Source organism: Xanthobacter dioxanivorans, from assembly GCF_016807805.1.
In the GTDB taxonomy this organism is placed as follows: domain Bacteria; phylum Pseudomonadota; class Alphaproteobacteria; order Rhizobiales; family Xanthobacteraceae; genus Xanthobacter; species Xanthobacter dioxanivorans.
In genome coordinates this window covers 115,074-138,762 of record NZ_CP063364.1, presented here as the reverse complement: position 1 = coordinate 138,762, position 23,689 = coordinate 115,074, and the positions used below count along the sequence as shown (strand labels likewise).

Here is a 23,689-nt window from a genome sequence, read left to right as displayed (position 1 = left end):
CAATTGCTCACCCGAGCCGATTAATTCGCTCAGCCATGGCTTTGAGGGCGCTTTGCACGATGAGTTGGCTTTGGGGAGCAACGTCTGAAGAGCGAAACAACTCGACCAGGCGCTGCAAATCCGCGCCCCATTGCCGTTTCAGGCTGTCGAGTTGGTCGACGTGACGGGCGAAGTCACCGCAATCCACGGCAGACTGGAAGGCACGTTCGAGATCGGCCGCACTGGCCATCAATGCAGCCAAGCTCCGCTTCAGCTTCTCGGGAAGTTCAGGCAGATCGCGGTAGGGGTGCGTTCCCGCCTCGATCATTTGCTGATTTCTCTCGGACATGGACTCCATCATATCCGCATAGCGATAGAAGCCCGGATAGCGCTGACACAGGTTCGACAGCACCTTGTCCGAAGCCGTGTCGTAAATCTGCTGAAGACCCTGCATATAGCCAAGCATATGATGGACGACCGCCGCTCCTTGAATGCCCTGCTTTTCCAGTTGTCGCATTCGCAGATCGATGGCGGCGGCGATCCGATGGTTTTCTTGTGACATGGAATAGCTTTCTGAATAGGGCTAGAGATTGGTCAGGTCTTCCGGGAACTGACCGCCTCTCTGGACGAATTGGCTCCAGGTTTCCTCGCCACGTTTCGAGACGACCCGGTGTGCAGGATCATCGTCATCAGCCTCAAGCAGGCCAAGACGTACGAGCGGTGCGACCGTCTTGTCACCGAATTGCTTTTCATAGGTGTGCCCGGGCACGACAAGCATCCATCCCGATGTTCCGCGTTCGGTGATGGCAGGGACAAGGCGTCCGCCTCGGGCGGGCCTGTCGCCGCGCGAAAGCGTGAACAGGCAGATGCTCCAGAACGCGTTTCTTGGACGTGGCGGTATCAACGCCCAATCCATTGGCCCGTTGTCTGGATATTCGATTATGGGAGCGGGCCTGTTTTCGCCGCCGTTGATGCCTTCCCGGTAGGCCCTCTCAAGCGCATTGGCGATTGCGCCCGCCGTATCGACGGACAGACCGTATTTTCGATTGTAGCGGTCTTTCGCAACGATTTCCCGGGCAATTTCCCTGAAGCGCGCCTTGCGATACGGATCGGGCCGAGGCAGTCTTACTGGCTTGGTCATAATGCGGTCTCCACCTGTGGAGCCTCAGAAGACTTGCGGCGCTTGACGATCTCCGCGACGGTATTCTTGCTGATGCCGAGATCGCGAGCGATCCATCGGTAGCTGCGACCTTCGGCGCTCAACGCAATGACCTTCGGTGCGAGCCGATCGGATTTAGGACGTTGTCCAGATTGTCGGCCGAGTTTCTTACCGCGTGCCTTTGCTGCGGCCAGGCCTGATTTCACGCGCTCGCTCAGAAGATCGCGCTCGAACTGAGCGATGCCGGCGAGCAGGGTCGCCATCATGCGGCCGTGCGGTGTGTCGAGTTCGAAGGTCATGCCGCTCATGGCGACAACCGAGACCTTCCAGCCGGCCAGTTTGTCGAGTGTGTTCAGCAGGTCTTGTGTGGAACGGCCCCAACGCGACAGTTCCGTCACGAGGACGGCATCGATTTGCCTGGCCTGGGCCAGATCGATGATCCGGTTGCGGGCAGTCCGGTTTGCCGATGCTCCGGAGGCGGTTTCCTTGAAGACGCCGAGGACTTCATAGTCGCCGCGCTCCGCGAACGCGGTCAGTTCATCGACCTGCCGCTCACAGGACTGGTCGGCGGTCGAAACGCGGCAGTAGATGGCGGCGCGCTGTCCCAATAGAACCCCTTTGGATTTTGCCCTTGCAAGCCGTTGATTTTGCTGGTCCGATTTTTGTCCAAAACAGACTAATGTTCAAGAGGGACGATTGTTTATGCCTCGACGCCAAATTCTGACCGAGCGACAGCGCTCCGCACTCTTTGATCTGCCGACGGACGAAGCGTCACTGTTGCGGCACTACATTTTGTCCGATGACGATCTCACCCATATTCGGGAGCGACGCCGAGCGCGCAATCGTTTCGGCTTTGCCCTGCAACTGTGTGCCCTGCGCTATCCCGGTCGGCTGCTGTCCCCTGGAGAGCTTATCCCGCAAGAGCTGTCCCGGTTTCTGGCAGCGCAGCTTGGGCTGAGCGTCGGGGACCTGGCCGAATACGCGGCGCGGGAGGAAACACGCCATGAGCATCTGGCCGCGTTGCGTACGATCTACAGCTACAGGAGCTTTGCCGGTCGTGGCGCCCAGGAACTGCGGGACTGGCTTGCCACTCAAGCCGAAGACGCGCGTTCAAACGAGGACCTCGTGCGCCGGTTTGTCGAACGATGCCGCCAAACCCAGATCATTCTTCCGGCAATCACGACGATCGAGCGGTTGTGCGCCGATGCTCTGGTGGAAGCCGAGCGCCGGATCGAGATGAGGATTGCCGAGCGTCTTGATCAACCCATGCGTGACCAGCTCAACGCGCTGCTGACGGAAATGGTCGAGGGCAACATCAGCCGCTTCATCTGGTTGCGCAAAATCGAGACCGGCGACAATTCGGCCATGGCCAATCGTTTGCTCGACAGGCTCGAATTCCTGCAAAACCTCGCTCTCGACCCACAGGTGCTGGCCGGTGTTCCGCCACACCGGGTTGCTCGGCTCCGCCGACAGGGTGAGCGGTATTTCACCGATGGTTTGCGCGATATTGGCACAGACAGGCGTCTGGCTACACTCGCTGTCTGCGCGGTGGAATGGGCCGCCGCGACCGCCGATGCCATTGTCGAAACCCATGATCGAATCGTCGGCAAAACCTGGCAGGAAGCCAAACGGCTCTGCGACGGACGAGCCGCAGATGCCAGGACCGCCGTAACCGATACCTTGCGGGCCTTTTCCGGTCTCGGCATGGTGATGCTCGAAGCGCGAGACGACGGCACCTCCCTGGAAGCGGCGATCGCCACATCACCAGGCTGGACGGAACTGGAGAAACTGGTCGCCACTGCCTCGCAACTCACCGATACACTTGCCGCCGATCCGCTGGCCCATGTCACGCAAGGTTTTCATCGCTTCCGGCGTTATGCGCCGCGTATGCTGCGCAGGCTGGATATCAAGGCGGCCGCCGTGGCCACGCCGCTCATGGAGGCGATTGCCCTGGTCAGGGGAAAATGCGATCCACCGTCACTGCCTACAGCTTTTTTGCGATCGACCTCCAAATGGAACCGGCATCTCAAAACGCAAGACGAAGGCGACAATCGTTTGTGGGAGGTGGCGGTCCTGTTTCACTTGCGCGACGCATTCCGCTCCGGCGATGTCTGGCTTGCGCACTCACGCCGCTATGCCGATCTCAAACAGGCACTGGTGCCGATGGCGGCCGCCCAGGCCACGGCAAGATTGGCGGTTCCATTCGAAGCCGAGGCGTGGCTTGCCGATCGCAAGGCCAGAATGTCGGACGGGCTGAAACGCCTGGCGAAAGCTGCCCGAACCGGGACCCTTCCGCTCGGCAGCATCGAGGACGGTGTCCTGCACATGGAACGCCTGACAGCAGTGGCGCCCAAGGATGCCGACGAGCTGATCCTCGATCTTTACCGGCGTATGCCGGAGGTGCGCATAACCGACATTCTACTGGATGTTGAAGCGGCGACGGGGTTTGCCGATGCCTTCACCCATCTTCGCACCGGCGCACCCTGTCAGGACAAAATCGGTTTGCTGAATGTGATGCTTGCCGAAGGCCTCAACTTCGGACTGAGAAAGATGGCCGAGGCTTCAAATACCCATGACTACTGGCAATTGTCGCGCCTGTCGCGCTGGCATGTCGACAGCGACGCCATCGACCAGGCTCTCGCCATGGTCGTCGCGGCCCAGGGGCGTTTGCCCATGGCCCAATTCTGGGGAATGGGCACTTCGGCTTCCAGCGACGGTCAGTTCTTCCCGACCGCCCGACAGGGCGAGGCGATGAATCTCGTCAACGCCAAATACGGCAACGATCCCGGCCTGAAAGCCTATACGCACCTGTCAGATCAGTTTGCCCCTTTCGCAACCCAGCTCATTCCGGCAACCGTCAGCGAGGCACCTTACATTCTCGACGGACTGCTCATGAACGAGGCCGGCCAACGCGTACGGGAGCAATATGCCGATACCGGCGGCTTCACCGATCATGTCTTCGCCACCGCCTCGATCCTCGGCTACCGCTTCATCCCCCATATCCGGGATTTGCCATCGAAGCGCCTTTATGTGTTCAACCCCGCCGGGACACCGAGCGAGTTGCGCGGCCTGGTCGGCGGCAGGGTCAGGGAAGACTTGATCGTCTCGAACTGGCCCGACATCCTGCGCAGCGCCGCGACCATGGTCGCCGGCATCATGCCGCCGAGTCAGTTGCTGCGAAAATTCGCATCCTATCCGCGCCAGCACGATCTCGCGCTCGCCCTTCGTGAGGTTGGCCGCATTGAGCGTACGCTCTTCATCATAGAATGGATCCTCGATGCCGACATGCAGCGGCGGGCTCGTATCGGCCTCAACAAGGGCGAGGCGCATCACGCGCTCAAGAATGCCTTGCGCATCGGCCGGCAAGGCGAAATCCGCGACCGAACGACTGAGGGCCAGCACTATCGCCTCGCCGCCCTCAACCTGCTTGCCGCCATCATCATCTACTGGAACACGGTGCATCTTGGTCAGGCCGTCGCGCAACGTAGCAATGCCGGCCTCCCCGTACCGCTAGAATTGCTCTCCCATATCTCGCCGCTTGGATGGGCGCACATCCTGCTGACCGGCGAATACAGATGGCCAAAAAATGGCAGCAGGCAATCTATTTTGGGGAGGTGAACAAGATCTGGAAAAGCTCCTCCGCTCGCTTCAACCCTTCATCCGTCAGAACGACAGATTTCGCCTTATTGACCGGATCGGCAATCAGCCCCTTGCGGTGCAACCGATCCAACGCATCCCAGTCATGCCCCCTCCAGGCTCGCCGCTCGTCATGCACCGTCAGCCACAGCAGCCCCAAAACCGCATCATCAATTCTATCGATATCAACGTCATCCATGCCGCCAAAACTACCACAAAGCGCTCAAAATCACTCGCTTGCTATCCAATTCAGACCAGAAATCCCTTAACGTAGGATTCCGCCCTCAGCCGGAGCCGACCCGGATAAGCTCGCAGCGATGCTGCGGGTCGAGAGCGGCAAGTCGCGCAAGCACAAGCGTACGATCAAACAGCTGCACGCTGATCTGGTGACCCTCGGCTATGAGGGGTCGTACAATCGGTTCGCGGCCTTTGCCCGGGACTGGAAGGCTGCCCGGTTGCGTGAGCAACAGACCAGCGGCCGCGGTACTTTCGTGCCGCTGGCCTTTGTGCCGGGCGAGGCGTTCCAATTCGACTGGTCGGAGGATTGGGCGATCATTGCCGGCGAGCGCACCAAGCTCCAGGTCGCCCATGTCAAGCTGTCCTACAGTCGGGCCTTCACGCTTCGAGCCTACCTGCTCCAGACCCACGAGATGCTGTTTGATGCCCATAACCACGCCTTCCGGGTGTTGGGCGGCGTGCCACGGCGGGGCATCTACGACAACATGAAGACGGCCGTCGACAAGGTCGGCCGCGGCAAGGAACGCCAGGTCAACATCCGCTTCTCGGCCATGGTGAGCCACTTCCTGTTCGAGGCGGAGTTCTGCAACCCCGCTTCCGGCTGGGAGAAAGGGCAGATTGAGAAGAACGTACAGGATGCCCGTCATCGGCTCTGGCAACCCCTGCCGAACGTTCCCTCCCTGGAAGCTCTGAACGACTGGTTGGAGACCCGGTGCCGGGAGTTGTGGTCACAGACCGGGCACGGCTCGCAGCCCGGCTCGATCGCCGATGTCTGGAGCGAGGAGATCCGGCACCTGATGGCGGTGCCGCGGCCGTTCGACGGCTTCGTCGAGCACGCCAAACGCGTTTCCCCGACCTGCCTCGTTCATCTGGAGCGCAATCGCTACAGCGTGCCGGCCTCCTTCGCCAACCGTCCGGTGAGCCTGCGGGTCTATCCCGACCGGATCGTCCTCGTCGCTGAAGGGCAAGCAATCTGCGAGCATCGCCGAGTGTTCGCTCGCTCTCATGATCGTCTGAGCCGGACCGTCTATGACTGGCGGCATTATCTGGCCGTCGTCCAGCGCAAGCCCGGTGCCCTGCGCAACGGCGCGCCGTTCGCTGAGATGCCGCCCGCGTTTCGATCCCTGCAGCAGCACTTGCTCAAGCGGCCAGGCGGTGACCGCGAGATGGTCGAGATTCTGTCCTTGGTCCTCCAGCACGATGAGCAGGTCGTGCTCACGGCCGTAGAGCTCGCCCTTCAGGCCGGCGTGCCGACCAAGACCCACATCATCAACCTGCTGCACCGGCTGATCGACGGTACGCCGCTGAGCACGCCAACGATCCCGGCTCCCCCCGCCCTCACGCTGACCACTGAGCCTCAGGCCAACGTCGAGCGCTATGACGCCCTGCGCCGAGCCAGGGAGGCGCGCCATGCGTCATAATCCAGCCAGTGGAGCCATCGTCATCATGCTGCGCAGCCTCAAGATGCATGGCATGGCCCAGGCCATCACGGAGCTAACGGAACAGGGATCACCGGCCTTCGAGACCGCCATGCCGATCCTCGCACAACTCTTGAAGGCCGAGACCGCCGAACGGGAGGTGCGATCGACCACCTACCAGCTCAAGACCGCGCGCTTCCCGGCCTATCGCGACCTCGCCGGCTTCGACTTCGCCAGTAGCGAGGTCAACGAGGCGCTCGTCCGCCAGCTCCATCGCTGCGAGTTCCTCGACGACGCACACAACGTCGTCCTGATCGGCGGTCCGGGTACCGGCAAAACCCACATCGCCACGGCTCTCGGAGTCCACGCCATCGAGCATCATCACAAGCGGGTCCGCTTCTTCTCCACCGTCGAGCTCGTCAACGCCCTCGAACAGGAAAAGGCCCAGGGCAAAGCTGGACAGATCGCCGGCCGCCTCGTCCACACCGATCTCGTCATCCTCGATGAACTCGGCTATCTGCCGTTCAGCGCCTCCGGCGGCGCCTTGCTCTTCCACCTGCTGAGCAAGCTCTATGAGCGCACCAGCGTCATCATCACCACCAATCTCAGCTTCTCCGAATGGGCCACGGTCTTCGGCGATGCCAAGATGACCACGGCCTTGCTCGACCGGCTCACGCACCACTGCCATATCCTGGAGACCGGAAACGACAGCTTCCGCTTCAGAGCCAGCTCGACCAAACCACCCAAACCCTCAAAGGAGAAGCCCCGAAACTTGACCGCAACCTGACCCAAGACCACCATCACCCCGGGTCACTTCTCAGTGGAAATCCAGGGTCACTTCTCGCCGGAAATCAACAGGTAAACCGATCGGGCGGCTGAAGGCGTGGATCTGGGCCCACGTGTAGGCCTGAGAGAAGCGGCCGCACATGGGCTCAGAGATCCGCCGGCGGCCGCCGGCGGGCCCGATCGGCCATCCATGAGGCCGAGCCGAAAACGCCCTGCGCCAGCGCCGGAACGTACAGGTCTGCATTCAGCTTGGGGAAATGCAGCGCTAGGCCGAACGGCTCGAGCTCGATCTCCGCCAGCTCGGCCGGGGTGGCGCGCTCGAGGCCCTGCACATCGCTGGGCACCAGCTCGAGCACCGCACCGTCCGTGAGGCGGATGACGAGGCGGACGCAGGCAGGGTCGAAGAAAGCGCTCTCCGCCCTGGGTCCGCGCAAGCGGGCCTCGCCCTGCTCCCTGGCCGCCTCGTAGTCCATTGCGCCGTTTCCCGGGCGGGCTCGCCCTGGTGCGAACTCCGGACCCTACGATGCCCGCGCCGGGCGGCGCGCCGCAACCTTCTTCTTCGGGGCCGGCGCAGGCGCGGCCGGCGGCGCCTTCTTCCGCACCTGGCCGAGGCCGCTCTGCTTCGCCAGCTCCGAGCGCGCCGCCGCGTAGTTGGGCGCGACCATGGGATAATCGGCCGGCAGGCCCCACCTGGCCCGATACTGGTCGGGGGTGAGGTCGTAGCGGGTGCGCAGATGACGCTTCAGGGATTTGAACTGCAGCCCGTCCTCGAGGCAGGTGATGAAGTCCGGCTGCACCGAGCGCTTAACCGGAACGGCCGGAACGGGGCGCACTTCCTCGGCCGGCTCGGGGGCAGTCAACTTCCCGAGCGCCTGGTGTACCGTCGCGATGAGCGCGGACAGATCACCCTGTGCGACCGAGTTGTTGCTCACGAATGCCGAGACAATCCCGACTGTCCGGTCAATGTTCTCATCCGCGGAGATTGACGCGTTATCCTCGGCCATGGGGTCCCCCTGAGCAGGAATGCTCTCCTCACCATCTTTGACCTGATTTGCGGGCGCGCTGCAACTGACGGCTCCCATTGACGAAGAGACGTTTCCCGAGGACAAGAGGCGCGATTCAGATTTTGGAGGTCACATGCTGGGGCGTTTTCTTGTTGCCGCTGCCATGTTCGGCGGCATGGTCGTTTCGGCACAGGCTCAGACCCTCGCGGTGGACATAAAGGCCAGAGGTTTCACCAAGGCGGACGTTGAAAAGGCGATCGACGTATTCCGGCAAAACTGCCAGTCATTGGGCGGGAAGGGCTGGAGCGACATTTCCAAGGTAGAAGCCGAGGTCTCCGAGGAATACGCACCCCACCGTACCGCGAAGGGGTGGAAGACTACCGTTTTCCTCAAGTTGCGGCTCTCGAACGATCCCAAGATCATCCCGGCCGCCGACAGGGACGCGGGCGTCATTGCTGGGCAAACCCTGCATTACGCCATCGGCGGAGGCACCTCGCCGGGCTATTTCGCCACCAAGCGCTCCTCGCAGCTGGTTTGCGGGCTATCCGTCAACGACAGGGGCGGCGACGAATTCAAGGCAGTCCCAGCGTTCTCCTTCCTGGAGCGATAGCAGCGGCGGCCCGCGCCTCGATCGATCCCGTCAGCGCGGAGCCACGGCCAGCTCATGAAGCGGTCGCTCCTCGAGGCCGAAGGCCTGGCAAGCCTCGGCCCAATCCGCCTCATCTTCCTCGGTCACTTCGTCCCATTCAACATCGTCGGGCCAGAGGCCGCACTTTCCCCACCCCTCGCTCTGCAGCATGTCCGCCAGCGCCCAGGCCGGACGAAGAACCCGCACGGAAACGCGTTCGCGGTGGACGCCCTTCTCGATGGTGGCGAACCACTTGTCGGAACGCGGCACGATCTCATAGGGCTCCACCTCGAAGACCGAGTAGCTGGCTTTGACTGCCACGGTCGGGCGCGCCGGGATCTGCGTGGTCCAGCCGGCTTGCCGAAGCGATTCAACCCCGAAAATCACTGCCGAGGGCATCGCCTTGACGAGGGCCTGCTCCCAATCGGGGTACTGGCTCTTCACGAGGTTTGCGAACACATCACTGTGCCCGCCCAGCCCCTTCACCAAGCCGCGCCGCTTCCACAGATAGAGATATTGGGAGGCCGTCTTCGAGGTCCACTGGAAGCGGACCGTCAGGTCGGCGCCGCGAAACACCGCCGGCAGGCTCTGCAGCCGTTCAAGGGCGGATGTGTTCTGTCTCATGGGCGCGGTCCCTCATCGATGTAGCCGAGGCCATTGCCGTAGTCGGCCTCGATCTCGCGCATCATCTCGATCCCCTGCTCGAGGGCGCGGAGCGCGGAGCGGACCATCTCCCCCGCCGCGCCCTCCGTGAGAGGCCACGCCGGCGGGAGCCAGCGCCTGAGGTCGCGGTGGACGGCCTGCGTTGCCTCCTGGAGCTCGTCCCAGCGTGCATACGCCTTCTCCAGCCAAGCCGAAGGCGTCTCATGGGGATAGGTTTCAAGCCGGACGGCCAATTGATCCGCGGAGCAGCTTTTCAAGCCGGCTTGCGTCTCCAGCCAATAGAGGTCGAAGACATCCCTCGGTTTGAGGAAGGGACGGGCCGCCAAGGCAAACACCTTGTCGGCATAGATTTCGGTCAGATCCGCAACCGGAATGAACGCCTGCATGCCGGCGCCGGGACCGCGGGCCAGCTGAACAGGCGCCACGAAGGCCTTCACGGACGATAGCGCCGCCTCGGCCGTCTGCCACATCTCCACCTTGACCTTGACCGACCCGATCAGGTCCGGGCCGCCGATTGACACGATGAAGGCGTGAGGATTGCGCCCATCCTTCGCCTTGCCCACCTGCAGCTGCGCCCCGTCCGGCAGCCAGGGCAGGCCATCGAGGCCTGCGCGGACACTATCGGCGATCGGTCCCAGCTTGAGCGCAGAGCCGACGAGAAAGTCCAGATCCTCACTGAAGCGCGGAGATCCGTGAGCGAGATGAAGGCTGGTTCCGCCCTGGAACACCAGATCACCCGGCCCCCATCGCCGGGACGCCATCAACGCATTGAGGATCGCCACATGCAGCGCCTGGCGCAGATCGAACGCCTCTGTCGCGGAGAGCTGACGTTTCGCCATAGGGCACCCGTTCGCCTGTTTCTCTAAAGATTTTTAGAGAAGTTAGGCCCACCCGATGACCCTTGCAAGGCTTCGATCCGCCGCACCGGCGCTCAAAACGAGAAAGGGCGCCGGTTTCCCGACGCCCCTACACGATCTCTGGAGATGGTAGGCCTCACCAGCCCTTGTAGCTGGGGACACCCATCGGCACCGGCTGCACCATCGGCTGCGGCGCCACATAGACCTGATGAACCACCTGCGGCTTGGGATGGGCTTCATCCCAGATGGCCTTAAGCCGCTCGACCGAGAAGCTGAACATCTCGCGTGCGAAGCGCCACTCGGCATCCCCGAGGCGGGCGTGCCAACCCTTGACGGTCTTGATCCGGGCAATCTCGAACGCGGCAGCGATCTGCAGGAAGCCGAGGTTCTCGGAGGTGCGCTCTTCCCGGTTGAACAGCCGGTCAAGATCCTGCGCGAACTGCGCAGCCACGGTGCCGTAGCAGGGCAGCTCCTGTCGCATGACCGCGAGCATGGCCTCAGCAAACGACTTCGTCTCGACATGCACCAGATTGCCGTCCAGACGGCTGAGAGCGTCCAGCCACTGGCCGGCGAACTCCGCGTTGAAGTCCTCGCCTGCGAGCAAGCGATCATAGAGGGCAAGGAACTGGCTGACACGCATCCGATAGCGCACCGGGTCGCCCTGCCGTGCAAGGCTCCGATCGTCATAACCGGCGAGCAGATCGCTCATTTTCGACATGACAGCCCCCAAATTCCTACCCAACGCAACCTAGAGTAGCCAAACGCTAAGGTTTTGACAAGACCTAATTTTTTAGGCTGAACAGCCGATCTTTATCAGCTGTTTGGACCGCTTCCCCCAGCTCGTTTGTCCGAAGCCCCCATCATCCCCCGCAAGCGCGCTCCCGCGCCCGAGAGGAGATTTGCGGACCCCTGGGCCCCATGGTGCCCCGCAGTCCGAAGACCACTGGCCGCGTTCCCCATGCCGCGGGCGACATTGGCAATGCCTCCCGCAGGATTGACCGGCTGCATCACGTCGCTGCCGAAGCGCGCCGACCACAGGCTCTGCACGCCGATTTCCACCCAGCGCAGCGCAGCGTCGCCGAGCTCGGAAATGAGCGCACAGCTGTTCGAGACCACAATCGTGGCGGCGATGCCGTAGACGACGATGGCCGCAACCGAAGTGATCGCCGACGTGACCGGACCGGCGTCCAAGGGGATCATCAGCGCGAACACGCTGAAGAACATGCTGTTGAGGATCGCGAATGCGGCGAACATGAGCAAAAGAGAGACCACCAGCCCCATGATGATGAGGATCGGCCGGGCCAGCAGGCCGAAGAGCAGGAGATACCCCTGCCTGCTGGCGCCAATGAGCGACGGCTCTCGCGCCGGGAAAAAGTGCGTCAGAACCCAAATCGGAACCGCGATCAGCGCCTCGAGGCCCACCACCAACCAGCTGATAACGGCACCGAAGAAGTAGATCAGGGGCAGGAGCGGCAGCACGCCACCAATCCAGAAGCCCGCCCCGACGAGAATGATACCAAGCCCCCACGAGGCCGCGGCGGTCCTCTGCAGCACGCCGGTCACGAAGGGAATGTTGAACCCGGAGGCCACGTCGGAGACCACACTGCCCCCCAGCGCCCAAAGCCCTGCGTCCACGAAGCCGACACCGATCTGCGTCAGGTTCAGGAGCGGATCGCTCCACTGCGAGGTGCCGTTTGTGCCAGTGACCTGCAGCTTGGACAGCACCCACCGGAACGCGGAGGAAACGCCAGCCGCGCTGGAATCGGGCACGCCCACCTGGCCGGCGGTTTCCGAGGGCGTCGCCTTGCCGAAATCGGCGAAGTAGGCATCGAACGACCGCATATAGCCCACGTCGCGCTCGTAGCTCGCGGCGATGACCTGCCAGGTGCTCCCCGTCAGGCGCGGCTGCGCGCCATAAAAGCCGGTGGAGAGGGGCTGGAGGATCGACGACAGGCTCACCGGAACGGTGAAAGTGAAGTTGATGCCGTTGACGATGTTCTGGAAGAACTGCGCGATGTTGATGTTCGCGCGCTGCCACGAGATCGCAAAAACCCAGCCGGCGGCGGCCGTCTGATCCAGGTAATCCTTTGCCAAATTCTGGATTTGGCCGCTCGCGCCCGACAGTGTCGAGTTGACCGAGTTGCGCAGGGCGCTCTGCGCCGCGGTGACGCCCTGCTTGATGGTCGTCTGCACCTGGGCATCGTTGCGCGCCTGCGTGTAGACCAGGTTGGCGATGCTCTTCGCGGACGCGTCAATCTGCCCCCAGGCCGCGTTCAGCCCGCCGTTCACGGCATTGACGGCGATCGCATTCATGACCTGCCAGGTGGCCGCGTCGGCGGCGGACGTGACCGTCTCGACATTGCCCCACACGTTGTTTTGCCCCTGCAGGGCAACTTCCGACGCAAGGGTGTACTGGACGGACCCGCACAGCGTGTTCGATCCGTTGAACCACGTTCCCGAGTCCGCGAAGGTCTGCGTCGTGGTGATGGTGGCGTAGCCGGTGGCGGTGATCGGCTTGGCGACAATGGGCGAGCCGCCGGAGGCGCTCCCCTGCCCGAAGACCTCGGCAATCTCGTTGAGCCTGTAGGCGCACACATAGCCAATGGCCCGGGTCCGGATGGCCCCGGCGATCATGCCCCTCAGCTTGTAATCGTCCTCGGGCACGGTCGCGACCTGGCTGTAGCCGCCGGAGGCGATCATGGGCGAAATCTTGGCCCAGAGATTGTCGGCGGCACCGGAGCCCCAAACAAGGATCTGGATCACCAGCAGCTGCGCCAGGGTAAACCCGGAGCTCACGGGCAAGATCATGATCGCCCCGAGGCCGACGCGGGCCACGGTGTATTTGACGCTGTTGCCGCCCATCGCTTCGCCTTCGCGAGCGGTATCGGCGACCCCAACATAGATCGTGTAGGTGATGAAAATCGAGCCGACGATCGCCACCGCAACGTTGAAGAAGGCCGCGGCAGTCGCGATCATGTTAGCGTCAGAACAGGTTGTGCCCTTCCAGATCGTGTCCACCGTGCAGCCAAGGACGCGGCGCAGAGAAATCAGGGCATAGTCGTTCTGGACCGGATTGAAGATATCGGTGAAGCTCTCGCCTGCCACGGCCGGCCCTCGCGCTCGCGCTCAATGATCCTCGATCAAGCACGATAAGGCGCGATTTGTCGAGATGGCGGCACGGATAAGCTCCGCTCATCTCCGCTCATCAGTCGGAATTCAAAGATCCGCGTATGCCCGTCGATCGGCTTCGCCAGCCCATTCGTGGAAGGCCCCAAAGGGATCTGGCTTCGCTTCGCCATCATTTCGGCGCTGCAGCCTACCGGCCGGCGGCCCTTCACACGCTCCGGCCAAAGGGCGAGAACTCTCCGAACGAAACGGACGATGGATCGCCGGGGACCTCCCGACCTGTCGGCGGCCACCTCAGGCGGCCCGGTGAACCGTCAACCCGACCTCGTATCCGGCGTCGCCCGCCATTTTCACGAGCGTGTCGAGGCTGAACTGCGCAATCTTGCCACGCTTCAGATCGGAGACGCGGGGCTGAGCCACCCCAAACAGCTTGGCCGCTGCGGCCTGACTGAGCTTCATCTCGGCAATATAGTCGCGCAGCGTTGTCATCAGCTCCGCACGGAGCTTGAGGTTTGCCGCCTCTTCGGGCGTTTCCGAGATCGCATCCCAGACACTGGAAAAGCGGTTATCACTCATCGACCGATCTCCTTATACCTCGCCTTTGCCAAAGCTATATCACGAGGTGATGTCTGTTCAGTCTTCTTCTGAAAGCTATGAAGCACGTAGATAACGTCATCGAATTTGACCACGTATATCACGCGGAATTCGCCATTGGCCTCTTTAACCTTGATCTCCATAGCGCCGGGGCCGATGGTCGTCATCGGACCCCAACTGGCCGGCTCTTTCCCGCGTTGAACCTGATCCAGCTGGAAGCCAACTTCCTGCCGCGCCTCCTCAGGAAAGTCCTTGAGATCCTTGAGAGAGGTTCCCAGGAAATCCAACGGCTTCAAAATCGGAGACGCCGGCGGCCCCGCGACTTCAGGTTTGGACTTGGGCGGGGATCTGCGAGCGGCCATAGTCAAATTATACAAGTTTTTATATAATCGTAAACACCGGCGATCGAAGCGCGCCGACCGTGCCGCGCTATGGGCGTCCCACTACACGGCAGCTTTCTTCCTGAGCCGAACGCCCGCGCCTTCGCCGTTCTCCGGCACGAAAATGATGCCGGCATCCTCGAGCGCCGTCCGGATGGCCTCGGCCGTCTCTGCGCGCCCCCCAAGGTCGCCGTCGCTCGCCTCGAGGCGCTTGATCGTCGGCTCGGAAATCCCGGACGCCTGCGCCAGGTCGCCCTGCGACCAATCGAGCAGTGCCCGCGCCGCTTTCACCTGCCTGATTGATACTTTTAGTATTGACATCGGCGCCCCTGCCCATCATCAATACCTTTAGTATCAAACATCGGGGTCGGGAGCAAACGGCATGTCGTCAATCACCCACCGTTCCAGCACTGTCGGACGCTGGCACACCAATCGGCGGACGCAGACCTCCAGCCGCGTGATGGACGTTGATGAGCGGACGTTTCATCTCCACGTCGCGCCGCTGACACCGCCCACGGACGCTCCGGTGCCAGCCAAGACGTGGTTTTTCGACGTGACCGAGCGCGCCCACGAAGGCGTGCGCCCCATCCACCGCGGCACCGGCTATTCGATGGAGGAGGCAAAGCGGTTCGCTGAAACAGCCGTCCTCCTCGCGTCGGCCGACCCCTCCGCCGGCGCCGGCCACTTCATTCCCGTCTATCCGGCCGCGGGCATCGCGCCGTCCTACCGGCGCGCGGCAGCCTGATGCCCGAAGCACTCATCACTTCCGAGATCGAGCACCTGGTGCGCTCCGGCGCACCTGTTGCCATTGGTGTCTCGGGCGGCAAGGACAGCCAGGCCGCCGCCCTGGCGACCTTTCGCAAGCTTGACCAGCTGGGCCACGCCGGTCCCCGCGTCCTGGTGCATGCGGACCTCGGCGTTGTCGAATGGAACGATTCACTGCCCGTCTGCGAGAAGCTGGCGCGCCACCTTGGCGTGGAGCTCCTGGTGGTGCGCCGCAAGGCTGGCGGCCTGATGGAGCGCTGGGAGAGCCGCTGGGCCTCGAGCGTCGAGCGCTACACCTCCCTTTCCACGGTCACGCTCGTGCCGTGCTGGTCCACACCCCAGCTGCGCTTCTGCACGAGTGAGCTGAAAACAAAGGTCATCCTGCCCGAGCTCAAGCGTCGCTTCCCCGGGCAGGTCGTCATCAACGTCACCGGCATTCGCCGCGCCGAGAGCGCGTCGCGGTCCCGCGCAACGGTCGCCAGCCCCGAGGCTGACGGCCGGGTCTGGAACTGGCGGCCGATCGTCGAGTGGAGCGAGCAAGAGGTCTTCGCCGCCATCGCCGGCGCGGGCCTGCAGGCCCATCCCGCCTATACCGACTTCGGCATGTCGCGCGTCTCCTGCCGCTTTTGCATCATGAGCAGCCTGCCAGACATGCGGGCGGCCGCGGCACAGCCAGAGGCGCGCGAGCTCCTGATCCGCATGGTGGAGCTCGAGATCACCAGCACATTCGCCTTCCAGGGCGCGCGCTGGCTCGGCGACGTGGCCGCCCAACAGCTCGGGCCTGCGGTCCTCGCGCGCGTCGCTGCCGCGAAGGAAAGCGCACGCCGCCGCGCCGCGGCGGAAAAACGGATCACGAAGGCCATGCTCTACGTCAAAGGATGGCCCACGCGCATGCTGACGGACGAGGAAGCCGACATCCTCGCCAGCGTCCGGCGCGAGGTCTGCCAGATCGTAGGCATCACGTCCGCAATCCTGGACCGCGACAGCATCCACCAGCGCTACGCCGAGCTGCTTTCCAACAAGACGGCCCGCAGCAGTGTAGCCTCAACCAAGACGGAGCCGCACCTTGCCCACCTCTGAAACCCGCATGCGGCTCGGCCGCTTCCGGGCCTCGCCACTGTGCATCGTGGAAGACGACGCCGCTAACGCGCCCCTGGCGCTCTTGGCGGCCGCTCTGGGCGCGCCGGATCAGCTCGCGCGCGCCGCCGAAGATGGAAAGGTTCTGGCATGACCGAAGTTGTGAACGGGTACGCCATCCGCGTGACGCAGGCGGCGATCGAGGGTTTCCTGGCTCTGTACGGCGACCGGAGCCGCTACCCTGGCGACACCGCCGATGAGCGCCGCCGCGACGCGGCGCTGGCAGCCCAGCGCCTCCGGCTCCTGCCCAGCGACACCGGCGGTGTCCTGCTGACCGCCATCACCACCGACACCCGAGCGGAGCTGTCCTTGCTCGGCTTCATGGAGACCTACGAGCGCAATTCGGATGAATGCACCGCCGCGATGGCGGAGCGCTTGCCTTTGGCGCTGACACCGTTCGTCAGCCGGGTGGATGAGGGCGAGGGCCAGCAGTGCTGACCTTCGCCGACTGCGATCCCCAGGATTTCCTCCGTCTCGCCCTCGCGGACGGAACCGAGATTCTGGGCAGCCACATCGTGCAGGCGGGCATGCACTTCCTGCACGTTCGTGACGGGTCGGTCTATGGAACCGTTGCCGGCCCATTCGCCCCCCAACAGGCCGTTGAGCGGACCGCAACGCGGTCAGAGATCCTGCAGGACCGGAAAGCCCGCCTGCGCGGCACGCCATTCCCGGGCCGGGCTCCGGAGACCCGCGAGGATTTCTCCTATCGCCTCGAGCTCCTTGCGCGGGCGATCGCAAGCGAAACGGACGACGCGCGCCGGCAGGAGCTGCGCTACCAGTTCGACGACGTGGCCGACACCATCTGCCTCGCCACCGCCAAGCGCACATGGCTGCTCGCGGCCGGCCGCTTCGCGCTCACGTCCAACATGCCGCCCACGCTGCGGGACCTGTGGTTTGACGATGTGGCATCGCCCTCCCTCATCCGCCGGCCCCGCCCCCGCGACTTCGACCCGAATCGCTCCGAGCGCGCAAAGCGGGACCCCGTCCCTGCGGAAATCCTGGCGGAGCCGCGTTCCATCCCGAACATGCTTTCGGCTCTCAGGAGCCGGGGCCTCAAGGCCGTCATCGCGCTCGCGGGCGATCCCGCCTACGAACGGGCGCGCATCCAGGTTGATCTGGCGCCGGGTCGGCCGACGCGTTTCGACCTCGATGCCTCGCGCGCCGGCGGCGTCACATCCTGGCGGTGCCGGTGGGCTGGAAACGACAGCGCGGCGGCGAGGAGACGCCACCGCGCTGCAGTAAGATCAGACGCCTACGCTCTCATGATTGAGACCGTAGGCGGACGCACCAGGTGATTTAGACGCTGGTGCCGCCGATGCCGGCGAGGACCGGGGCCGCAGAGCCCATGAGGATAGCGGCGGCGAACAGAGTGTATTTCAGCATGGACATGGGACAACTCCAGGTCAGGGGTTGGGGGTGTGCAGCGTCGAACGGAACCTCTCGCAGAACCAGGCCATCTGCTTCTCCTTCGAGAGCGCATCGACCTCGCCCGGCGTATAGTCGAAATCCTGAAAGCCCGGATCGAGCTCGGCGAGCTTTCGGTAGAACCTCAAGGCGGGCTCCTCGACCTCAAGGAAGGAGGCCTGCTCCAGTCCATTGTAGATGGCCTGCCAGAGGTAGGGGAATTCTTCGACCAGAGCCCAATGCTTCCCGAGGGCATCCTGCTCGAGGAACTGCGCCTTCAGCTGATCGCACGTCACAACCTGGCCGGCGGCGTTCGGGTAGCCGCGCTTGTACTGCTCGAGATAGATCTGAAACAGGTTGATGACGAGGAGGGCGCGCAGACGCTTCACTCGACCCGTCGCCTCGCCGTCATGGACCTCGCTCTGCAAAAGCCGGTCGGCAAGAGCGATCCCCTTTTCCGCAGCGGTCTGGGCGGCGATGAGGTGGTGCGAAAACCGTCCCCCGCACCAAGTCGCCTGTCTGTTCCCGTGAATCGCCATGGAGAAGCTCACCAGCAGGCGAAAGTAAAAATATTCCAGCCGTCTGAGACCATCCTCCGGATGGTTCTCCCTGAGCACGTCGTCGAGAATACCGTCATTGATCTCGAGGAAGCGCCTGAGCGCTTCGCTACCAGGCTTCCGCTTCAGTTCGACGAGTTCCTCATGCGCCTCACGAAGGTGCGGGCTCAAGGGCGACGGAACCAATCGCTTGTAGGCCTGACAAATCAGGTTTCGCGTAAAGGGCTTCGCACGCCCTGCCTGTCCGGGCCGGTTCCTCAGCCGACGACCATTCGCGAAGAGACCCGTCTCCTCATCGATCTGGGCCTGACTGAGCCCGGATACCAAGCGCATCTCCAGCAACATTGCAGTCAGCATGGGGCGTCGCTCCAGTTCTGGTTTCGGCTCTTAAAATAAGGGCTCACCTAAGCACGCAAAAGCGCATGACAGGTCAGCGAAGCTCGTTTTCGGGGGGCGGGGCGCCCGCCACGGCGCCCCCAGGAGCGATCCTGTGCCCGCTCGTAGCACTCAATGGGCGCGCTCCCATAGCCTTGACCGAGCTGCTTTCCTGGCCTCGCCATCGCGCCTTCGAGCGGGACGGCGAGACACTTCGCAATCAGAAAAGGATCTAAAATGGGCAACTTCGTGAAGCGCGCTGTGGCGGTCGGCGCCACGGCCCTCATCATCAGCGGCACCACGGCCCCCTCCGTCCATGCGGGGGGGCTGATCGCCGATCTTCTGAAGCCGATCATTGGCGAAAAGGCCGCTCGCGAGCTCGACAAGAAGCACGAGGAGCTGGGCAAGCCGCTCGACAAGGCGGCGGCGGCCGGCGTGGCCGTCGTCATCACGACGACCACCGGCATTCCGGTTCCGCCGGCGCCCTAGCCAAGACGCTCCGGCTCGGCCGGCGCTTCGACCAGACAACCGCGGCGCCGGAGAGTGCCGCGGCCAACGAGCGGAGCCGGGAAGCCGCTCCCCGATCCCGGTACAGTCCGCCAAGGCGGCGATGGCCATGCCGGCGACACGAAAAAGGGCGGCCCGTAATGCGGGCCGCCCTTGGCAGTTTCAAGGTCCTCGGCGCTCTATCCCGGACCTGATAACCCGTCCCGTCACTGACCGAACAATTGCGCCGCCCGCTGCTCCAGGTCCGCAATCGAGATGCAGAGCTCCCGCGCCAGCGTCGCGAGCCGGTAGGGAGCCGTCTCCGTGAGAGCCTGGTGGATCTGCACGCGCTCGGCGGCGGATGGAACCTCCCCCAGCAGCACGGCCCGGAGGCGCGCCGGCGGGAGCACGCCGTAGCTCACGCTTCCATAGGCCACCACCGATTCCAGGGCAGAACGCATCTTCGCTCCTACAATGCCGGCGCCGGCGCGGCTGCACCCACGTCAAACTCGCGGTGGCGTGCGAAGTCCTCGCGGAGCGCCGCGAGGAAAGCATCGCGGGCCGGCCGATCGGGCTCATACTGGAACCCCGAGACTTCGGCGAAGTACCCGCCTGCAGTCGCATTCGGTCCGGCTTCCCGAACTCGCTCCGTGACCGACAGCGCAATGGTCCGAGCAAACACCTCACTCGGGCTAAGATAATATTCCATTCGCGTGGCGATCAGCTCTTCCGGAAGCAGCAGCGGGGCAGTCTCCGCAAACACCCGCCGGGCGCTGTCCATCACGCCGTGCTCTTCCATCAGGCCATAACGCTCCTGACGGGTCGCAGGCCGCATGTGGTCTATCGCATGGGCGAGCTCGTGAATTCCCGTTTGACCTTTGTAGGGGGAAAAGCGCACCACCGCCGCCTGTCCGCTCGGCTTGTACCGGATGTTGCCGAGAGTTCCCTGATTTAGGTCCACCTCTCGCGCCACGAGCACCTGGACGGCCTGCCCGGCAAACATCTCGGCAAGTCCGCCTTCGCCGGCAAAGCCGAGATGTTCCTGCATAGCCATCAGGCAGGCCGCGGCGCGCTGCCGGGTCTGCAGCGCCAAATCCTTGGGAATGGTGGCATCCACCACCCGCAAAGGCGCGACCCGGCCAGGGACGGGATCAGTTAGGCCCACGAACTGCAAAACCTCGTGGGACACATTGCCAGGAAGCGGGATGATACCGTCCATGGCGGTGAAGGGGAGACCCACAGCGATTTGGTCGATCGCCCGGAGCCAGATTCGATCGGCCGGAACGATCTCGTGGAGCGCGTCAACCAACAGTTGAGCGGACCCGATCAAGTTCTGCAGGGCCGGCGAGGCCTGGTCCACGAAGAAATCCAGCTCCTCCCGCCCGTCAGCAGCGTCGATCAAACGTCCCTCATGCGCCGAAAACACCTTGCTGCCCCGTCGCAAGGCATCGAGGCCAAAGCAGATCGCCAGGGTGGCGTCGGCCGCGTCGTGATGCGCCAGGAGCCGCCGCCACAGCGGAATTGCGCCTCCCTCGAAGGGCGTGACCTCGGGCCCCGAGCCCGGCCCCTTGGTGAACCCCATGGCCTGGCGAGCGGCTTCCACCTTCCGGAGAATGTCATCCCTCTTCCAGTCGGGCACGCCAGCGACTTGGCGAGCCACCGAAGATGGGTCCGGAGCGGTTTCAGGGGCCGTCTCGACGGTGATGACGGTAGCTTTCGCTTGCCGGGCAGCCCGCGACGCATCCTGGATCTTTATCACCGCGGCGCTGCCCGCCGCGTCCTGGTCATGCTCCTCCCGGAGGGAAGCAAGACGCGGCGCGCCCTCGGAGAAGCGCTTCATTTCCGCGGCTGCCTTTTCGGGCGACCAGTTCAGCGAACCGCTATCGGTTCGCCCCAGCGCCGTAATCTCCTCCTCGCGAGCGAGATACGCGATGGCCGCCGCCACCTCGCGCCAGGTCAGCCCGTCGAGCAGCTGCGGCTCGTAGTCGAACCGCAGGGCCAGAACCTCCACCTGGTGCCCCCGTTGCCCGTACACGGCGAGCAGATGGGCGCCGAAGGCGTCGGCATCGAGCTCGCCGACGGGCGCGCGGTAGGGCGGCAGCACGTCGTCGAGAGGTGCAACCTTGGCGACCTGCTCGCTGCTGCGAAGCTCCCGCATCATGAAGTCGCCCGAGGTGATGCACTCCGCCGCTGCACCCATGAGTTCCGCGAGGCGCCGCGCCTCGGCGCCGGACAGGCTGCCCATGCCGCCGGTCAGCTCCTCGATCTCCAGGGCGACCTCGTTCGCCTTCTTTGCTCCCTCGGTCGCCGGACCGGGCGGCAAGGCGAGCAGTTCCACGACTCCGTCGAACACGTGGACGAAGCTCTGCAGCTCATGGTGGCCGATGGTTGTCGAGGTCTCCTCGAGACCCGGCACCCGCGCGGCCAGCCGCGACGCCACTTCCGTCGAGCGGCGGGCCAGGAATTCCCAGGTTGTCGCAACACCGAGCTGATCGGCCGTGTCGAGCAGCTGCCCGACGACGAAGAGCGCGGCGTCCACGGTCAAGGCGTCGCCGGCCTCCTTGCCGAGGGCGGAGCGGAACAGGCCCCGCTCCAACAGCTGGTCCAACTTGGCCACCTGCGGCTGCCACTTCTCATCGGTCAGCGGCGCGGCCGTGCCGGCGCGATCGAGCTCGTAGGCCGCGTCCGCAATGCAATCCACGGCGTCTTGCTCGGCCTTCTGCCCGAGCTGGAGCACGCCGCCGGCCTGGTTGAGCTGGCGCTCGAGCTTCGTCGCCAGCATCAGCAGCGCTTCGCCGGACTGGATGAGGTTCCACCTGGTGAGGCCGTTATCGCGCGGGACGCTCAGCTTGCGCAGTTCCTCGTCGCGGGCGCGGATCTTGTCCTGCATCCCCGCACCGCCGGGAAGGGCCGTGGCGGGCAGCCACTCTTCCATGCGGACGACAAGCTCATCGAGCCCTTCGATCAGATCCCGGCGCGCAATCGCCAGTTGACGCACGAGCCGATCCAGCTCCCGCGCGGCGAGAGCGATATCCCGGCCGTTCAGAACCGCATCCTCATCGACGCCACCGATCAGCGTCGAAACGGCCTCCGCATAGATCTGATCTGCCTCAACCCAACCCGACTTGAGCTCCTGAAGCTCCTGGCTATCGGCCGTCTTGGCGAAGCCGGACCGGCTGAAAACCTCGTCCAGCCACTGCACCAGCTCGCTCGCGCTCGTCTCGTACAATTCCGCCACGGACCACCCTACATCGGCGGACGCCATACGGTTCGATTCACGGCCCTCCCAATGGGAGGTCCCGTCACCAACCTCCTCGCGCGCGCCGGCACGGTACTCGTCCAGCGCGGCGCGCGGCGTCCGCAGAGCGACCGGCGACAAGGGCACAGGTTCCTGGCCGGGGATGCGCAGGCCGCTGAACAGCTCACGGACCGCCGCGGCCGCGGCGGTGTCACCGGCCGCGCTCAAAGCCTGCACGGCTGCCTCGAGGTGATGCCGGGCAGCACGGTAGCTGCTCGCCAGATCCTGCGTGTGCAGGTCCAGGTTCGAGGGCACGGGATCGGAAGTCAAAGCCATCCGAATGCGCTCCGGCGGGAAGAACGGCGCCAGAAGCTCAGCATAATCGCTTGTGCGCTTGATGTCGCCGTAATGGTCGAAGTCGCATCCATTGTCATAGGCGACCCAGCCGGCGAGCAGCGCCCGCGCCTGCGCCTCCTCCGAGGCGGGCTCGCGAAGGCGGAGCCGGGTAAGGGGCACCCCATCGGCACGGTAGACGAGGTCGAGGCGGGCTTCCGGGTGAAAATCGAACCAGCGCTGCATGATCGTGCCCCCCTCAGTCCGCATACTCTTCATCGGCCTCGCCCGGCGGATCGTCGTCCGAGGCCTCGATCATCTCGCCGCCGACGCCGGCGTCGCCGTCCTCATCCTCATCCACAGGCACCAGCCCTTCGACGGGCGCCGGCTCCTTCGTCGCGTTGAAGCGCGGCGCTTCTTTCCAGCGCGCCGGCCGGAGGTGGCTCATGAATTCTGGCTCGGCCACACGCCGATCGACCGTGATGGCCTCAGCGCGAGCTCCCATCTGGTCGATGAAGAACGCGCCGTCCTGGTAGCTGAGGGTCCGAACCTTCTTGCGCCGGCGCCCGGGCTCCGAGGTTTCCTTCTCGGTCACGACGGCCAGCGCGCTGAGGGTCACTTGCGCGCCCTGCGGGCCCATGTCGCCGGCGGCGACGATGTAGCTCGCCTCCTGGTTCTCCAGCTCCCTCTCGACGAACAGCCAGACGCTGCCGTCGTCGTTCGTCCAGAACGCAAACGAGCCGAGCGGCGGGCACGCCTGCACGGCGAACAGGTCTTCCAGGAAGTCATGGGCCGAAACCGCCTTGAGGTCCCGTCCGTCGAGGCTTTTGCCCCGGAGGAGGTTGCGCGCCAGCGCAATGCGGCCCACGGCGTTCTGGGCCGCGCCGTTTTGCTGCGTCTCACGCGAAAATGCGTTCATCGGGCCGC

Annotated in this window: 26 protein-coding genes and 1 pseudogene; 10 read left to right on the top strand and 17 right to left on the bottom strand. The window is 64.0% G+C overall.

The window, feature by feature from the left end:
* Positions 1 to 7 precede the first annotated feature (7 nt).
* Genes EZH22_RS30915 through EZH22_RS30905 form a run of 3 tightly spaced genes read right to left on the bottom strand, consistent with a single transcriptional unit; the run spans position 8 to position 1,746 of the window.
* Complete coding sequence (locus EZH22_RS30915) at positions 8 to 541, bottom strand: hypothetical protein (RefSeq protein ID WP_203195501.1); 534 nt, start codon at positions 539 to 541, stop codon at positions 8 to 10.
* A 21-nt stretch (positions 542 to 562) separates the two neighbouring features.
* Positions 563 to 1,120, bottom strand: a complete 558-nt coding sequence (locus EZH22_RS30910) for a hypothetical protein (protein ID WP_203197005.1) — start codon at positions 1,118 to 1,120, stop codon at positions 563 to 565.
* A complete protein-coding gene (locus EZH22_RS30905) occupies positions 1,117 to 1,746 on the bottom strand; it encodes a recombinase family protein (RefSeq protein WP_203197004.1) in 630 nt (209 codons plus the stop codon). Before EZH22_RS30905 ends, EZH22_RS30910 begins: the two co-directional genes overlap by 4 nt.
* Positions 1,747 to 1,840: 94 nt before the next feature.
* On the opposite strand from EZH22_RS30905, the gene EZH22_RS30900 reads away from it, so the two are divergent.
* A complete protein-coding gene (locus tag EZH22_RS30900) occupies positions 1,841 to 4,756 on the top strand; it encodes a Tn3 family transposase (RefSeq protein WP_203197003.1) in 2,916 nt (971 codons plus the stop codon).
* On the opposite strand, the gene EZH22_RS30895 is transcribed toward EZH22_RS30900, so the two are convergent.
* Complete coding sequence (locus EZH22_RS30895; RefSeq protein ID WP_203197002.1) at positions 4,740 to 4,973, bottom strand: DUF6429 family protein; 234 nt, start codon at positions 4,971 to 4,973, stop codon at positions 4,740 to 4,742. The genes EZH22_RS30900 and EZH22_RS30895 overlap by 17 nt on opposite strands.
* 103 nt (positions 4,974 to 5,076) lie before the next feature.
* Here EZH22_RS30895 and istA point away from each other — a divergent pair.
* A pseudogene (gene istA / locus EZH22_RS30890) lies at positions 5,077 to 6,432 on the top strand (IS21 family transposase); the annotation flags it as partial.
* Positions 6,422 to 7,216, top strand: a complete 795-nt coding sequence (istB, locus tag EZH22_RS30885) for an IS21-like element helper ATPase IstB (protein WP_006023736.1) — start codon at positions 6,422 to 6,424, stop codon at positions 7,214 to 7,216. The pseudogene istA and the gene istB, both read left to right, overlap by 11 nt.
* 145 nt (positions 7,217 to 7,361) lie before the next feature.
* On the opposite strand, the gene EZH22_RS30880 is transcribed toward istB, so the two are convergent.
* Together EZH22_RS30880 and EZH22_RS30875 are read right to left on the bottom strand one after the other, a co-directional pair.
* Positions 7,362 to 7,688: a DUF2442 domain-containing protein gene (locus EZH22_RS30880; protein ID WP_203197001.1), complete on the bottom strand. Its 327-nt coding sequence runs from the start codon at positions 7,686 to 7,688 to the stop codon at positions 7,362 to 7,364.
* Positions 7,689 to 7,733: 45 nt separating this feature from the next.
* Positions 7,734 to 8,219, bottom strand: coding sequence for a MucR family transcriptional regulator (locus tag EZH22_RS30875; protein WP_203197000.1), 486 nt, complete (start codon positions 8,217 to 8,219; stop codon positions 7,734 to 7,736).
* A 133-nt stretch (positions 8,220 to 8,352) separates the two neighbouring features.
* Here EZH22_RS30875 and EZH22_RS30870 point away from each other — a divergent pair, with 133 nt between their 5' ends.
* Complete coding sequence (locus tag EZH22_RS30870) at positions 8,353 to 8,829, top strand: hypothetical protein (protein ID WP_203196999.1); 477 nt, start codon at positions 8,353 to 8,355, stop codon at positions 8,827 to 8,829.
* Positions 8,830 to 8,859: 30 nt separating this feature from the next.
* On the opposite strand, the gene EZH22_RS30865 is transcribed toward EZH22_RS30870, so the two are convergent.
* From EZH22_RS30865 to EZH22_RS30835, 7 genes are all read right to left on the bottom strand, one after another.
* The gene (locus tag EZH22_RS30865; RefSeq protein WP_203196998.1) at positions 8,860 to 9,471 is read right to left on the bottom strand and encodes a hypothetical protein; all 612 of its coding nucleotides are present in this window, start codon (positions 9,469 to 9,471) and stop codon (positions 8,860 to 8,862) included.
* Positions 9,468 to 10,349, bottom strand: a complete 882-nt coding sequence (locus EZH22_RS30860; RefSeq protein WP_203196997.1) for a nucleotidyl transferase AbiEii/AbiGii toxin family protein — start codon at positions 10,347 to 10,349, stop codon at positions 9,468 to 9,470. Before EZH22_RS30860 ends, EZH22_RS30865 begins: the two co-directional genes overlap by 4 nt.
* A gap of 154 nt (positions 10,350 to 10,503) precedes the next feature.
* Positions 10,504 to 11,085: a hypothetical protein gene (locus EZH22_RS30855; protein ID WP_210352045.1), complete on the bottom strand. Its 582-nt coding sequence runs from the start codon at positions 11,083 to 11,085 to the stop codon at positions 10,504 to 10,506.
* 95 nt (positions 11,086 to 11,180) lie between these two features.
* Positions 11,181 to 13,472 (bottom strand): DotA/TraY family protein, encoded by a 2,292-nt coding sequence (locus EZH22_RS30850; RefSeq protein ID WP_203196995.1) that lies wholly within the window; start codon positions 13,470 to 13,472, stop codon positions 11,181 to 11,183.
* A gap of 315 nt (positions 13,473 to 13,787) precedes the next feature.
* Positions 13,788 to 14,069, bottom strand: a complete 282-nt coding sequence (locus tag EZH22_RS30845; protein ID WP_203196994.1) for a helix-turn-helix domain-containing protein — start codon at positions 14,067 to 14,069, stop codon at positions 13,788 to 13,790.
* Positions 14,066 to 14,449, bottom strand: a complete 384-nt coding sequence (locus tag EZH22_RS30840) for a type II toxin-antitoxin system RelE/ParE family toxin (protein ID WP_203196993.1) — start codon at positions 14,447 to 14,449, stop codon at positions 14,066 to 14,068. The genes EZH22_RS30845 and EZH22_RS30840 overlap by 4 nt, the downstream gene beginning before the upstream one ends.
* 81 nt (positions 14,450 to 14,530) lie before the next feature.
* Entirely contained in the window at positions 14,531 to 14,788 is a 258-nt protein-coding gene (locus EZH22_RS30835; protein WP_203196992.1) for a helix-turn-helix domain-containing protein, read from the bottom strand.
* Positions 14,789 to 14,849: 61 nt separating this feature from the next.
* Here EZH22_RS30835 and EZH22_RS30830 point away from each other — a divergent pair, with 61 nt between their 5' ends.
* From EZH22_RS30830 to EZH22_RS30810, 5 genes are read left to right on the top strand one after another with little or no spacing between them, the layout of a single operon-like run.
* Positions 14,850 to 15,212 (top strand): hypothetical protein, encoded by a 363-nt coding sequence (locus tag EZH22_RS30830; protein ID WP_203196991.1) that lies wholly within the window; start codon positions 14,850 to 14,852, stop codon positions 15,210 to 15,212.
* Positions 15,212 to 16,312, top strand: a complete 1,101-nt coding sequence (locus tag EZH22_RS30825) for a phosphoadenosine phosphosulfate reductase domain-containing protein (RefSeq protein WP_203196990.1) — start codon at positions 15,212 to 15,214, stop codon at positions 16,310 to 16,312. Before EZH22_RS30830 ends, EZH22_RS30825 begins: the two co-directional genes overlap by 1 nt.
* The gene (locus tag EZH22_RS30820; RefSeq protein WP_203196989.1) at positions 16,299 to 16,463 is read left to right on the top strand and encodes a hypothetical protein; all 165 of its coding nucleotides are present in this window, start codon (positions 16,299 to 16,301) and stop codon (positions 16,461 to 16,463) included. The genes EZH22_RS30825 and EZH22_RS30820 overlap by 14 nt, the downstream gene beginning before the upstream one ends.
* Positions 16,460 to 16,807, top strand: a complete 348-nt coding sequence (locus EZH22_RS30815; protein WP_203196988.1) for a hypothetical protein — start codon at positions 16,460 to 16,462, stop codon at positions 16,805 to 16,807. The genes EZH22_RS30820 and EZH22_RS30815 overlap by 4 nt, the downstream gene beginning before the upstream one ends.
* The gene (locus EZH22_RS30810) at positions 16,801 to 17,664 is read left to right on the top strand and encodes a hypothetical protein (RefSeq protein ID WP_203196987.1); all 864 of its coding nucleotides are present in this window, start codon (positions 16,801 to 16,803) and stop codon (positions 17,662 to 17,664) included. Before EZH22_RS30815 ends, EZH22_RS30810 begins: the two co-directional genes overlap by 7 nt.
* A gap of 108 nt (positions 17,665 to 17,772) precedes the next feature.
* Here EZH22_RS30810 and EZH22_RS30805 read toward each other — a convergent pair whose 3' ends face one another.
* Positions 17,773 to 18,687 carry a hypothetical protein gene (locus EZH22_RS30805; RefSeq protein ID WP_203196986.1) on the bottom strand — a complete coding sequence of 305 codons (915 nt, stop codon included), beginning with the start codon at positions 18,685 to 18,687 and terminating at the stop codon, positions 17,773 to 17,775.
* A gap of 255 nt (positions 18,688 to 18,942) precedes the next feature.
* Here EZH22_RS30805 and EZH22_RS30800 point away from each other — a divergent pair, with 255 nt between their 5' ends.
* Positions 18,943 to 19,194 (top strand): hypothetical protein, encoded by a 252-nt coding sequence (locus tag EZH22_RS30800; protein WP_203196985.1) that lies wholly within the window; start codon positions 18,943 to 18,945, stop codon positions 19,192 to 19,194.
* A 224-nt stretch (positions 19,195 to 19,418) separates the two neighbouring features.
* Here the strand turns inward: EZH22_RS30800 and EZH22_RS30795 are convergent, their stop codons facing one another.
* Genes EZH22_RS30795 through EZH22_RS30785 form a run of 3 tightly spaced genes read right to left on the bottom strand, consistent with a single transcriptional unit; the run spans position 19,419 to position 23,681 of the window.
* On the bottom strand, positions 19,419 to 19,652 hold the full coding sequence (locus EZH22_RS30795) for a hypothetical protein (RefSeq protein WP_203196984.1): 234 nt from the start codon (positions 19,650 to 19,652) through the stop codon (positions 19,419 to 19,421).
* An 8-nt stretch (positions 19,653 to 19,660) separates the two neighbouring features.
* Positions 19,661 to 23,008: a hypothetical protein gene (locus tag EZH22_RS30790; protein WP_203196983.1), complete on the bottom strand. Its 3,348-nt coding sequence runs from the start codon at positions 23,006 to 23,008 to the stop codon at positions 19,661 to 19,663.
* Between the two features lie 13 nt (positions 23,009 to 23,021).
* Positions 23,022 to 23,681: a hypothetical protein gene (locus EZH22_RS30785; protein ID WP_203196982.1), complete on the bottom strand. Its 660-nt coding sequence runs from the start codon at positions 23,679 to 23,681 to the stop codon at positions 23,022 to 23,024.
* Positions 23,682 to 23,689: the final 8 nt, after the last annotated feature.